The organism is Aeromonas sp. FDAARGOS 1405, assembly GCF_019048265.1.
GTDB classification, from domain to species: Bacteria; Pseudomonadota; Gammaproteobacteria; order Enterobacterales; family Aeromonadaceae; genus Aeromonas; species Aeromonas veronii_A.
Genome location: NZ_CP077311.1, coordinates 4,249,140 through 4,261,783 on the forward strand (window position 1 = coordinate 4,249,140; position 12,644 = coordinate 4,261,783).

A 12,644-nucleotide genomic window follows, 5' to 3' on the forward strand; every position below is an offset into this window, starting at 1 on the left:
ATGCCGCTCTTGTTATCCCCGAAAACGCCCCGTATTGTATCGGGCTTGCCCGGGAGATGGAGTCTTTCGGGTTAATTTTTTCAGGAGTTTTTATGGGTTATGAGTGGCTGGCCCTCGCGTCGGCCAGTTTATGGGCAGTTGCAGCGCTAATTTCGGTCAAACCGGCCCGTCATCTCGGCGCATTTGCCTACAGCCGCTGGCGCATGTTTCTGGTCAGCCTGATGCTCGGCACCATGAGTCTGCTCACCGGTGGCTGGCAAACCCTCACCGCAAACGCCCTGCCCCTGCTCGCCATCTCGGGGCTGGTCGGCATCTTCGTGGGCGATACGGCGCTGTTTGCCTGCATGAACCGGTTGGGGCCAAGACGCAGTGCCCTGCTTTTTTCCTGCCATGCGCTGTTTTCCGCCCTGCTTGGGCTCTGGCTCTTTAATGAACAGCTGACGGGCTGGCGACTGCTGGGGGCCATGCTGGTCTTTGCCGGCGTGATGCTGGCGATCCTGTTTGGCAGACGCAGTAGCAGCAACGAGTGGGAGCAGATCCGTGGCAATCTGGCGCTGGGAATTGGCCTTGGCCTGACGGCGGCATTGTGTCAAAGCGTGGGAGCCATCATCGCCAAGCCGGTGATGATGAGTGGTGAGGTGGATGCGGTGAGTGCATCGGGTATCCGGATGGGCAGTGCCCTGCTGGCCCACTACGTCCTTCGGCTGGGGCGTTTGCCACTGGCCATGCCGCTCAAACCGGTCAATCGCCATATCCTCGCCATGATTGCCACCAACGGTTTTCTGGCGATGGGGCTGGGCATGACGCTGATCCTGATGGCGCTGCGGCAGGGCGAGGTGGGCATGGTGGCCATTCTCTCCTCCACCACGCCGGTACTGCTGCTGCCGCTGTTGTGGTGGCACTCGGGGGAGCGGCCATCCATTGCCGCCTGGGCGGGTGCACTGATTGCCACCCTGGGCACAGCACTGGTGCTGGGTTTCAGCACTCACTGACCCCCGGCACCATCCCTGATCAGAACAGGGCAATCTCCTCAGCGGTCAGCTCACGGTATTCACCGGGAGCTAGCGCCTCATCTAGCGTCAAGCCGCCCACCCGCTCGCGATGCAAGCCAACGACCTTGTTGCCGATGGAGGCAAACATCCGCTTGACCTGGTGGTACTTGCCTTCGTGAATGGTCAGGCGGGCCTCGCACTCGCCGAGAATTTCCAGCTGGGCAGGACGGGTTTTATCGGTCTCGTTACGCAGGTAGACTCCTTCGGCGAACAGCTCGATTGCATCCGGGCTCACCGGATCGGCCAGCCAGACGTGATAGGTCTTGGCACACTCGTGGCGCGGCGAGGTGATGCGGTGGGACCATTGACCGTCATCGGTCACCAGCACCAGACCCGTGGTATCGAGGTCGAGGCGACCCACTACATGCAGCTTGCCCATCGCCGGTTCATCCATCAGGAAGAAGACAGTCGGGTGATCCGGATCCTCGTTGGAGCAGACATACCCTTCCGGCTTGTGCAGCATGAAATAGCGGTTGCGCTGCTCCAGCGTCAGCAGCACGCCGTCAAACTCGATCTGGCTCTGCTCATTGATATGAAAGGCGGGCTGCTTGACCACAATGCCATCCACCATGACCTCACCCTGACGGATCAGTTTGCCTGCCAGCGAGCGGGTCAAATCGGAACAATCGCACAGAAATTTATCAAGCCGCATGCACAACCTCGGAGTCCAACAAGTAAAGGGGCGTCATTATATCGGGCGGGGGCGACAACGCCACTGTTAAGGGGTTGCCAATTATGACGAACTGGTCATCCGATGTTACACTTCTCCGGTGTGACCCATCCGAACGATACTCATAATAATAAGAGTCAGGAAGCCCTCATGAAGTCTCAAGCATCCTATCCCGTCATTCCCGTCAACCAGCTGAAACCCGGCATGTATGTCATTGCTATCGCCAGCCAGACAGGTGGGATGGAGATCGCCCAGATGGGCTTGGTGACCAGCGTGGCGCAAATTGCCAATCTGGTGCGTCAGGGGGTGCTCACGGTACGCATCGATCTGGCCCGCAGCAAGCTGGGCAGTGCCGAGAGTGACGCCGTTACCTCCCCCGATCTCAATGCCAACAGCGCCCAGGTGGGACGCCGGGCCAGTGCCAACGGCGAAGGACGGGAGCTTAAAATCCGCCGCCTCTATCAGGAAGCGCGCGAGCTGCAAGGCAAGTTCATTCGCCACCTCAAAGCGGGTGAGCCCATCGACATCACTCCGCTGGCCGAAGTCGCCGAAGAGATGGTGGATACCATGTTCACCCACGGCGATGCCATGCTCTGTCTGGCCCGTATTCGCGCCAAGGATGCCTACCTGATGGAGCACTCCATGAACGTGGCCATTCTGCTGGCCAACTTTGGCCGCTATCTGGGACTGGAGCGCAGCGTGCTCAAGGAGCTGACCCTGGGTGGCCTGCTGCACGACGTGGGCAAGATCATGACCCCGGACGAGGTGCTCCACAAACCGGGCAAGCTGACCGACGAGGAGTTCGCCATCATGCGCCAGCATGTGGTGCACAGTTACGAGATCCTCAGCAATACCCCTGGCATCACCCCCACCATGCTGGAAGTGGCCGCCAACCACCACGAGCGGCTCGATGGCTCCGGCTACCCGCAGCGACTCAAGGGAGAGCAGCTCTCTCTCTATACCCGGATGAGCGGCATCGTCGATGTCTATGATGCCATCACTGCAGATCGGGTCTACAAAGCGGGTATGCAGCCGACCCAGGCCTTCCGCATTCTGCTCAAGGGGATCAATCAGCACTTTGATGCCGAACTGGTTACCAAGTTCATCAAGTGCATGGGAGTCTATCCGGTGGGAACCCTGGTACAGCTCTCAAACCAGCGCCTGGCTATCGTGATGCAGCGCAACGAGCAGCAGCCGCTCAAGCCGGTGGTCAAGGTGATCTATCACGCCACCCAGCGTCACTACCTCGACGTACAGTGGCTGGATCTGGCCAAGTCAGGGGTGCAGGAGAGCATCGAAAACACGGTCGACCCCAAAGAGTTTGGCATCAACCTCGCCAACTTCTTCTAAATCTCTCACCTCGGATATTCATGATTGGCGCTGGCTGTCGAGCCAGTGCTGGATCAGAAACTCCTCATCCAGCGGCGAGAGATCAAAACGCAGGCTGGCCTCTTCAATGGCAGAGATATCGTGCTGGTGATGCTCGCTAAGCCAACGCACCGCACGACGCAAATCTTCACCATGGGGGAGTAGCAGATGGTCGCTCATGGGATACCTCCGGTAGACTGCAAGGCGGCCCGCGAACGTGACCACCTCTTTCCAGTCTAGTCGGTCAATCCCCATCACCCGCGCTTCTTCACCCTCCCCCTCAATCACGGCAATCAGCTTGTCACCGGGATCAGCGACCGAAGGCGCGCTGCCAATCCTGATCAAACTTCGCCAATGCCGCATCTACCGCCGGCACGTTCAGCAACTGCTCCGCCACATCGAGCGGCAAGGTGATGGACTGGCAACCGGCCAGCAGGCAGTCAAGGGCCTGACGGGGAGTGCGGAATGACGCCGCCAGCACCTTGCTGTTCGGCGCGTGCAGCGCAAGCAGCTGTTGCAGCTCCTGCACGGTGGCGATGCCATCGCCCCCCTGAGCATCCAGCCGGTTAACGTAGGGCGCGACATATTCCGCCCCCGCCACCGCCGCCAGCCAGCCCTGCAGCGGGGTATAGACCGCGGTGCCCAGGGTCGGCACGCCGTTGGCGGTCAGGCTCTTGATGGCAGCCAGCCCCTCTGCGCATACCGGGATCTTGATCACCAGATCCGGGTCCAGCTCACGCAGGGCGAACGCCTCACGCACCATCTCGGTTTCGGTTTTGGCCATCACCTGGGCAAACAGGCGCACCTTGGGGCCCAGCACGTCGCGCAGGGCGGGCAGCAGCTCACAGAGCGGCAATCCCCCGGCGGCGGTAATGGAAGGATTGGTGGTGACACCGGCCAACGGCAGGATCCGTGACCAGCGACGCACTGCCGCCACATCGGCGGTATCGAGATACAGCTCCATCTCTAACTCCTTAACGGGATGTTCAATATGTCGCCATTCTAGCGATAAAACATCTGCAAATAGCTTGATCGAAATCAAATCAACTTTCGAATGAAAGCAAATAGAATGCAAATACAAAAGGAGGCGGTATGATTTTCGACCTGCAACGATATTCAACTCACGATGGCCCCGGCATTCGCACCCTGGTATTTCTCAAGGGGTGCTCGCTGGCCTGTCGCTGGTGTCAAAACCCGGAAAGCCGCTCTCCCAAGCCGGACATACTACTCGACCGGCGCCAGTGCATCGAGGGATGCCAGCTCTGCAGCCAGGCGTGTCCGGCAATCTTGCGTGACAGCGAGGGCATCCAGCTCAGCCGTTCTGCCCTCAAGGCCGATGATATGGAACGGCTGCGCGGCCTCTGCCCAAGCGAAGCGCTGCAGGTGTGCGGCCGCGATGAAACCCTGGACACCCTGATGGACACCATCTTGCGGGATCGCCCCTTCTTCGAGCGCAGCGGCGGTGGCGTCACCCTCTCAGGTGGCGAACCGTTTATGCAGCCCGAATTTGCTGCCAACCTGCTGGCCCGCTGCAAGGCCGAAGGGCTGCACACCGCGGTCGAGAGCTGCCTGCATGTGCCCTGGCACCAGATTGAGCAAAGCCTTCCCTCACTGGATCTGCTGCTGGCGGACCTCAAACACGTGGATAAAGAACGTTTCTTCCACTGGACCCGCGGCAAGGTGGAGTTGCCCATCGCGAACCTCAAGCGCCTCGCCGAGCGCGGCGTGCCGATGCAGATCCGGGTGCCACTCATTCCCGGCTTCAATGCCGACCACGCATCGATCGAAGCCATCACCGACACCGCTGCCAGCCTCGGCACGGTGCAGGAGATCCACTTCCTCCCCTACCACACGCTGGGGATGGGCAAATATGCCCTGCTGGATCTGCCCTATCAGGCGCCTGAGACACCGTTTGACGAACCCGATTTACTCCACTTTGCCCACGCATACGCCCAACGTCAGGGGCTGACCCCTGTCACCAGAGGATAAGATCATGACCCAGCTCGATTTGAATACCCTCAGCCCCCGGATCCGCGCCCACAAGGAGAGCCTGATCCACATCGTCCAGCCGCCGGTCTGCACCGAGCGCGCCCGCCACTATACCGAGGCCTATCAGGCCCACCTGGCCCGGCCGCTGCCGGTACGTCGCGCCCTGGCGCTGGCTCATCATCTGAAGGAGCGCACCATCTGGATCAAGCACGACGAGCTCATCGTCGGCAACCAGGGGAGCCAGGTGCGGGCGGCGCCGCTCTTTCCCGAATACACGGTGGGCTGGATTGAGAAGGAGATCGACGAGCTGGCCGACCGCCCCGGTGCCGGCTTTGCGGTGAGCGAAACCGACAAGGCGATCATCCACGCCCTCACCCCCTTCTGGCGTGGCCAGACGGTGCAGGATCGCTGCTTCGGCCTCTTCACCGACGAGCAGAAGGCGCTGCTGGAGAGCGGCATCATCAAGGCCGAGGGCAACATGACCTCGGGAGATGCCCACCTCGCGGTCAATTACGAACAGCTGCTTGCCCTCGGCCTCGACGGCCTCAAGGCCAGGGTGGCCGAGCGGCGCGGCCGGCTCGATCTGGCGGACTGGGCCGATCTGCAGCGCGAGCAGTTCCTGCAGGCCGTCGCCATCACCTTCGATGCCGTGAGCCAGCACATCGAGCGCTTCGCCGCGCTGGCCCGCGAACTGGCGCAGCAGGAGCCGCGTCCCGAGCGCCGCTGCGAGCTTGAGACCATCGCGCTCAACTGCGCCCACATCGCCCACCGGCCGCCGGAAACCTTCTGGCAGGCGCTGCAGCTCTGCTACTTCATCCAGCTCATCCTGCAGATCGAGTCCAACGGCCACTCGGTGTCGTTTGGCCGGATGGACCAGTACCTCTATCCCTGGTATCGCCGGGAAGTGGAGCTGTCGGAATCCCTGCCACGCGAGCGAGCCATCGAACTGCTGCAAGGGTGCTGGCTCAAGCTGCTGGAGGTGAATAAGATCCGCTCCGGCACCCACTCCAAGGCTTCCGCCGGCAGCCCGCTCTATCAGAACGTCACCATCGGCGGGCAGAACTGGCGCAATGGCAAAGCCCACGACGCGGTCAACGGCCTCTCCTACGCGATCCTGGAGTCCTGTGGGCAGCTGCGCTCCACCCAGCCCAACCTCTCGGTGCGCTACCACGCCGGCATGAGCGAGGATTTCCTCGATGCCTGCATCCAGGTGATCCGCTGCGGTTTCGGCATGCCCGCCTTCAACAACGACGAGGTGGTGATCCCCGAGTTCATCAGGCTCGGGGTGAGCGAGGAGGATGCCCACCACTACGCCGCCATCGGCTGCATCGAGACCGCGGTGCCCGGCAAGTGGGGCTATCGCTGCACCGGCATGAGCTTCATCAACTTCGCCCGCATCCTGCTGGCGGCGCTGGATGGCGGCCGCGACGCCACCACGGGCAAGGTCTTCTTGCCCCAGCCCCAGACCCTGCGCGAGGGCAATTTCGCCTCCTTCGACGAGGTGATGGCCCGCTGGGACGAGCAGGTGCGCTACTTCACCCGCAAGTCCATCGAGATCGACTGCGTGGTGGACAGCGTGCTGGAGGCCCAGGCCCACGACATCCTCTGCAGCGCCCTGGTGGATGACTGCATCGAGCGCGGCAAGACCATCAAGGAGGGGGGCGCCGTCTATGACTGGGTCTCCGGCCTGCAGGTGGGGATCGCCAACCTGGGCAACAGCCTGGCGGCGCTGAAAAAACTGGTGTTCGAGCAGGGCGTGGTGGATCAGCGCGAGCTGGCCGAGGCGCTGGAGCAGGACTTTGCCGGGCTCGAGGGGGAACAGCTGCGCCAGCGCCTCACCCATGCGGCCCCCAAATACGGCAACGATCTGGACGAGGTGGATCTGCTGCTGGTGCAGGCCTACCAGAGCTACATCGACGAGCTCAAGGGGCTGCACAACTCCCGCTTCGGCCGTGGCCCCATCGGCGGCACCTACTATGCCGGCACCTCCTCCATCTCGGCCAACGTCCCCTTCGGTGCCGCCACCATGGCCACCCCGGATGGCCGCCACGCCCGCACGCCGCTGGCGGAAGGGGCCAGCCCCTCGTCGGGTTCGGATCGTCTCGGCCCGACGGCGGTGTTCAACTCCATCGGCAAGCTGCCCACGGCGGCCATCCTCGGCGGGGTGCTGCTCAACCAGAAGCTGAGTCCGGCGAGCCTTGAGAACGAGCGGGACAAGGCCAAGCTGATGAGCCTGCTGCGCACCTTCTTCGAGGTGCACAAGGGGTGGCACGTGCAGTACAACATCGTCTCGCGCGAGACCCTGCTGGCGGCCAAGGCCAATCCGGATCAGTACCGGGATCTGGTGGTACGGGTGGCGGGCTATTCAGCCTTCTTCACCGCCTTATCCCCGGATGCGCAAGATGATATCATCGCCCGCACCGAGCACAGTCTCTGACGGGGCGCTCCCCATGGCGCCTGTGACGTCATATGATTGGCAAGCCACCCTCGGGTGGCTTTCCGCTATCCACCACCTTGCATGCGAGCGCACCATGAATCCACGCCACCAACTGATCCTCACTCTGGTCCATCAGGCTCGCAAGATGAGCGTGAGTGAACTCTCCCGACACACAGGTGTGTCTGAGGTGACGGTGCGCAACGACCTCACCGCGCTGGAGAAACAGGGACTGCTCAGACGGGTACACGGCTCGGCCATGGCGCTGGAGACCGATGACCCCGATGCCCGGATGAACATCAACTACCTGCTCAAGGAGCGCCTCGCCGAGCGGGCCGCCCAGCTGGTGGAAGATGGCGAAACGGTCTTTATCGAAGGGGGCAGTGCCAACGCCATGCTGGCGCGCCATCTGGCCCTGCACAAACGGGTCACCATCATCACCATCAGCAGCTATATCGCCCATCTGCTCAAAGATACCCCGGCTCAGGTGGTGCTGCTCGGCGGGCTGTTCCAGCATCAGAGCGAGAGCGTGGTGGGGCCGCTCACGCGCCTCTGCATCGAGCAGGTGCACTTCTCCAAGGCCTTTATCGGGGTCGACGGTTTTCATCCCGAGATGGGCTTTACCGGCCGCGACATGATGCGGGCCGACGTGGTCAACAGCGTGCTGGCCAAGGGGATGACCAATGTGGTCATCACCGACAGCAGCAAATTTGGCGCCATCCACCCGAGCCAGCTTGGCGCGCCGGGCCAGATCAACGTGCTGGTTACCGACGATGCCCTGCCCGCCCCCATGCGGGCCACCCTGGCCGCACGCGGCATCACAGTGCACTGCGTCTCGGCCTGAATCGCACCTGGCCCCCGTTGCCGGGTTGCTCCCCCGCCAGTCGGCTTGACGGCGCCCACCCTGGCGGGGGTATGCTCGTCCTCTTTTGGCCTCTCATGGCAGAGGCCACAGACCGAAGGACACCGCATGCACACCAAAGACAAGTTTTTGGCCGCTCTGGTCATCCTCTGCTGGGGGCTTAACTTCGTGGCCATCAAGTGGGGGCTGGAGGGGAGCCCCCCACTGCTGCTGGGTGCGCTGCGCTTTATCGGCGTGGTCTTCCCCGCCATCTTGCTGGAGCCCAAGCCCGCCATGCCCTGGCGCTGGCTGCTGGCCTATGGCGGCGCCATCAGCCTCGGTCAATTCGCATTTTTGTTCAGTGCCATGAAATTCGGCATGCCCGCAGGTATGGCCTCGCTGGTGCTGCAATCCCAGGTGGTATTCACCCTGCTTTTTGCAATGATCTGGCTGGGGGAGCGCTGGCAATCCCACCACTGGGTGGCGCTGCCCTTGGCGGGATTCGGCCTCTATCTCATCGCCACTCACGGTGAAGGCAACCTGACCCTGTTAGGGTTTGTCCTGACGCTGTGTGCCGCCGCCTGTTGGGGCCTTGGCAACGTCATCAATCGCCAGATTGGTCTGCGCTACCAGACCACGCTGCCGAGCCTGATCGCCTGGGGCGGTCTGGTGCCCATCCTGCCATTTTTCGCCCTCTCCTGGCTGTTCGAAGGGCCGGAGCTGATGGCCAGCAGCCTGCGCGACTTCAGCTGGCAGGGATTGCTGTGCGTGCTCTATCTCTCGTATGTCGCGACCTGGCTGGGTTACGGCCTGTGGGGACGACTGCTGATGCGCTATCCGGTGGCGCAGGTGGCACCGCTCTCCCTGCTGATCCCCTGTGTCGGCATGGTCACGGCAGCGCTGCTGCTCGATGAACATCCAACACCCTTGCAGTGGCTGGGCTCAGCTCTGGTGCTGCTCGGCTTTGTGGTCCATCTGCTGGGTAGCCGACTGCGCTGGTTCAAACCACAGAGAGCGACATGATGAGCGCCTGCCCATTTACGCTATTTCATTGACCTGACAGGATAAAATTTCCATGATGAGCCAGTCCCCATCGGGACTGACATCACCAGTGTGTGATCTGCAGGAAGCAGACTTCAGGAGAGCAAGGACATGCCATCGACCATCACCGCCGGGGGGCGCCGCCTCCCCCCTATCATTCGCGCCACCGCCATCACCCTGACCCTGTGCTGGAGCCCGTTTGGCTGGAGTGCCACACTGCCCGCTGACTTGAAGTGGGAGAGCAACAACCAGGACCCTCTCTATGCCGATCCGGCCGCCAAACGCGGCGGCACCTTTCGCACCTTTATGACCAGCTTCCCCCTGACCCTGCGCAAATATGGCCCCGACTCCAACGGCGGCTTTGCCGGTTACGTGCGGGAAACCAACCTGCCACTGCTGAGCACTCATCCCGTCACCGGCAACCCCATGCCGATGCTGGCAAACGAGTGGGCCTTCGGCGCCGACAACAAGACCCTCTATTTTCGCATCAATCCCAAGGCACGCTGGTCAGACGGCCAGCCGGTCACCGCCGATGACTGGCTCTTTACCCTCAAGATGATGCGCAGCAAGGAGATCAACGACCCCTGGTACAACAACTACTACAGCACCCAGATAGCAGACATCACCAAGTTTGATGATCACACCCTGGCCATCACCAGCGGCACCGAAAAGAGCCGCCAGGATCTGCTCGAATCGCTGCCCATCAGCCCGGAGCCGAGCCATGCCATCAAGCTCACCGCCAACTGGGTCAAGGAGTACAACTGGAAGGTGTTGCCGGTCACCGGTCCCTATCAGATCGATCAGGTGAAAAAGGGCAAATCGGTCACCTTCAAGCGGATTGAAAACTGGTGGGGGGATGACGAGCGCTACTTCCAGCATCGCTTCAATCCTGCGCGGATCGAGATCAAGGTGCTCAGGGATCTGAACATCGCCTGGCAGCACTTCCTGCGCGGCGATCTCGACAGCTTCCCGCTGGTGATCCCCAACTGGTGGCACGACAAGACCAACACCGCCGAGTTCGAGAAGGGGTATATCGAGCGGCGCTGGTTCTACAACCAGACCCCGCAACCGCCGATGGGGCTCTATCTCAACACCGCCGATCCGCTGCTGCGCAATCTCGATGTTCGCCTCGGCATCCAGCATGCCCTCAATTTCGACAGAATGCTCGCTACCCTGCTGCGGGGGGATTACCAACGCCTCAACAGCTATGGCTCAGGTCAGGGGGAGTTTACCAACAGCGAGATCAAGGCCCGTCCGTTCGCTCCCAAACTGGCACGGGAATACTTTTCCAAGGCAGGCTTTAACAAAGTGGGGCCGCAGGGGATTTTTCAAAACGACAAGGGGCAGTCACTGACCCTCGCCATCACCTACACCACCGCAGAGCACGCCCAGCGGCTCACACTGCTGCGGGAAGAGGCCAAAAAGGCGGGGCTTAATCTGGAGCTCAACCTGATGGATGCATCGGCCGGTTTCAAATCGATGCTGGAGAAAAAGCACCAGAGCGCCTGGATGGCCTGGGCGGGTAGCCGCTATCCCGCCTATTGGGAGTTCTTCCACAAGGTCAACGCCAACAAGCCCCAGACCAACAACATCATGAACATCGATGACGACGCCATCACAGCCTTGGTGGAGCAGTATGACAAGGAGTTCGACTTTGCCAAAAAAGCGGCCCTGTCACGGCAGATCCAGCAGCGGCTCTATGAGCTGGCGAGCTTTGTCCCTGCCTATCAGGTGCCCTACACCCGGGAAGGGGCATGGCGCTGGATCAAACTGCCAAAAGTACCAGCAACGCCCAAGAGCGAGCAGCTCTATTGGCCACTCGGTGGCGACAACAGCGGTTACAGCTATGGCGGTCTGCTGTGGATCGATGAAGAGCTAAAATCCGAGACCAGGGCAGCCATCAAGAGTGGCAAGACTTTCCCGGCCGAGCCCATCATCGACACCACCTATCGCCAGCCCTGATAGCCACAACTCGTTTGGCAAACAGACCTAAAACAAAGACCCCGCCAGATAGCGGGGTCTTTGTTGGCAACCGGTGTTGCGAATAGCTCGGTGATCAGCCGCGTTTGGCCTGCTTCTCGGCAATGGCGTCAGCCACGTCAGCCGGCTCCAGCACGATGCCTTCCTGATCCGGGGTCGGGAACACGGCAACACACAGCTCGTCCTGCTCCATACCGTCAACCCAGCGCTCCAGCCACACCTTCAGGGTGATGGACTGCGGCTTGCAATCGGCCCACTCACCTTCGGCCCACGCCTTGGCGTACTCCGGGTGCGGCCATACCGGGATGCAATCTTCATCGTCGGTGGTCAGCATCATGACGCCATGCTCGTCAGTCAGGACGAACAGCTCTTCATGCTCGACCAGCTTGCTGATGAAGTGATCGTAACGGTAATCAGCGTTCAGTTGCAGCGCGGCATTGCGCTCGGTGTCGCTCAGTTCATAGCTCATTGGCCAAGTCTCTCTCTCGATAAAGGGCGCCATGTTCACATCTTGTCGTCAGCTTGTCCAGCTTGCAGCCCCTTGGCACCGGATGGGGAGGACAATGACGCAAATAAGGATAGAGCAGCCTCCTCGATAGCGAGGCCGCCAGCCATCATATTGCCCCTTTTACAGCGCAGGGGTGATCAGCTCCACATCAGGCTGCTCGCTCAGCTTTTGCCGCAGCCAGTAGGCGGACTCCACCTCGACAAAGCAGAGCAGATCCCGGCCATTGGCAGCCATCGCCATCAGCTGCTCAAAACGCAGCTGTTGCTGTTGCTCCCAAGCGGCAGCGAGTTTGGCACCGTGGGCCTCATCCACCACTTCGCGGCGCAACTCGAACAGGTTATCGGTGATCGGGCTGTTGATCTTGGCGGCGCAGTGCCAGTACATCAGCAGGTTATCCATCATCTCGCTGTCGTAGTTGGCCAGCGCATCCAGCTCGGGTGTATCACCGCTGTCGCTGGCGGCAAAATCGCACCAGCCCGCATCGAGTGACGCCAGCTCATGAGCCCCCTTGGCATGCTTGCGTAACAGCGCAATGTCGGCCCCCTTGCGTGCAGGTAACCACACCTCGCCCTGATGGGCATCCAGCAGGGAGGTCAACGAAGCAGCGGGGTAAACCGGAAAGCGGGTACAAAGTGAATGCAGCAGGGATACCAGAGTGATCTTGACCATGAGCGATACCTTGAACAGGGCGAACAGCCACCAATAGACCGTCCGATATAAAGAAGTGCCCTATCCTACCACGTTTGGTCCGGCTCGGCCCT

12 protein-coding genes are annotated in these 12,644 nt (G+C 61.3%); 7 read left to right on the top strand and 5 right to left on the bottom strand.

Features of this window, described 5'->3' with window-relative positions:
* Positions 1–92 precede the first annotated feature (92 nt).
* Positions 93–992: a DMT family transporter gene (locus tag I6L35_RS19440; RefSeq protein WP_216979077.1), complete on the top strand. Its 900-nt coding sequence runs from the start codon at positions 93–95 to the stop codon at positions 990–992.
* A 19-nt stretch (positions 993–1,011) separates the two neighbouring features.
* Here the strand turns inward: I6L35_RS19440 and rsuA are convergent, their stop codons facing one another.
* A complete protein-coding gene (gene rsuA / locus I6L35_RS19445; RefSeq protein WP_019446126.1) occupies positions 1,012–1,704 on the bottom strand; it encodes a 16S rRNA pseudouridine(516) synthase RsuA in 693 nt (230 codons plus the stop codon).
* 168 nt (positions 1,705–1,872) lie between these two features.
* Here rsuA and I6L35_RS19450 point away from each other — a divergent pair, with 168 nt between their 5' ends.
* Entirely contained in the window at positions 1,873–3,072 is a 1,200-nt protein-coding gene (locus I6L35_RS19450) for an HD-GYP domain-containing protein (protein WP_005350638.1), read from the top strand.
* Between the two features lie 18 nt (positions 3,073–3,090).
* Here I6L35_RS19450 and I6L35_RS19455 read toward each other — a convergent pair whose 3' ends face one another.
* Entirely contained in the window at positions 3,091–3,270 is a 180-nt protein-coding gene (locus tag I6L35_RS19455; protein WP_021231068.1) for a hypothetical protein, read from the bottom strand.
* 130 nt (positions 3,271–3,400) lie between these two features.
* Positions 3,401–4,054, bottom strand: a complete 654-nt coding sequence (gene fsa, locus I6L35_RS19460; protein WP_201993304.1) for a fructose-6-phosphate aldolase — start codon at positions 4,052–4,054, stop codon at positions 3,401–3,403.
* Between the two features lie 128 nt (positions 4,055–4,182).
* On the opposite strand from fsa, the gene I6L35_RS19465 reads away from it, so the two are divergent.
* From I6L35_RS19465 to I6L35_RS19485, 5 genes are all read left to right on the top strand, one after another.
* On the top strand, positions 4,183–5,079 hold the full coding sequence (locus I6L35_RS19465) for a glycyl-radical enzyme activating protein (protein WP_216979078.1): 897 nt from the start codon (positions 4,183–4,185) through the stop codon (positions 5,077–5,079).
* A 4-nt stretch (positions 5,080–5,083) separates the two neighbouring features.
* Positions 5,084–7,516 (top strand): formate C-acetyltransferase/glycerol dehydratase family glycyl radical enzyme, encoded by a 2,433-nt coding sequence (locus I6L35_RS19470; protein WP_216979079.1) that lies wholly within the window; start codon positions 5,084–5,086, stop codon positions 7,514–7,516.
* A gap of 94 nt (positions 7,517–7,610) precedes the next feature.
* Complete coding sequence (locus I6L35_RS19475; protein ID WP_216954124.1) at positions 7,611–8,357, top strand: DNA-binding transcriptional regulator YciT; 747 nt, start codon at positions 7,611–7,613, stop codon at positions 8,355–8,357.
* A 126-nt stretch (positions 8,358–8,483) separates the two neighbouring features.
* Positions 8,484–9,377: an EamA family transporter gene (locus tag I6L35_RS19480; RefSeq protein WP_216979080.1), complete on the top strand. Its 894-nt coding sequence runs from the start codon at positions 8,484–8,486 to the stop codon at positions 9,375–9,377.
* 129 nt (positions 9,378–9,506) lie between these two features.
* A complete protein-coding gene (locus I6L35_RS19485; RefSeq protein WP_216979081.1) occupies positions 9,507–11,357 on the top strand; it encodes an extracellular solute-binding protein in 1,851 nt (616 codons plus the stop codon).
* A 94-nt stretch (positions 11,358–11,451) separates the two neighbouring features.
* Here I6L35_RS19485 and I6L35_RS19490 read toward each other — a convergent pair whose 3' ends face one another.
* Together I6L35_RS19490 and I6L35_RS19495 are read right to left on the bottom strand one after the other, a co-directional pair.
* Positions 11,452–11,844: a DUF2750 domain-containing protein gene (locus I6L35_RS19490; protein ID WP_005334204.1), complete on the bottom strand. Its 393-nt coding sequence runs from the start codon at positions 11,842–11,844 to the stop codon at positions 11,452–11,454.
* 159 nt (positions 11,845–12,003) lie between these two features.
* On the bottom strand, positions 12,004–12,552 hold the full coding sequence (locus I6L35_RS19495; RefSeq protein ID WP_216979082.1) for a hypothetical protein: 549 nt from the start codon (positions 12,550–12,552) through the stop codon (positions 12,004–12,006).
* Between the last annotated feature and the right edge of the window lie 92 nt (positions 12,553–12,644).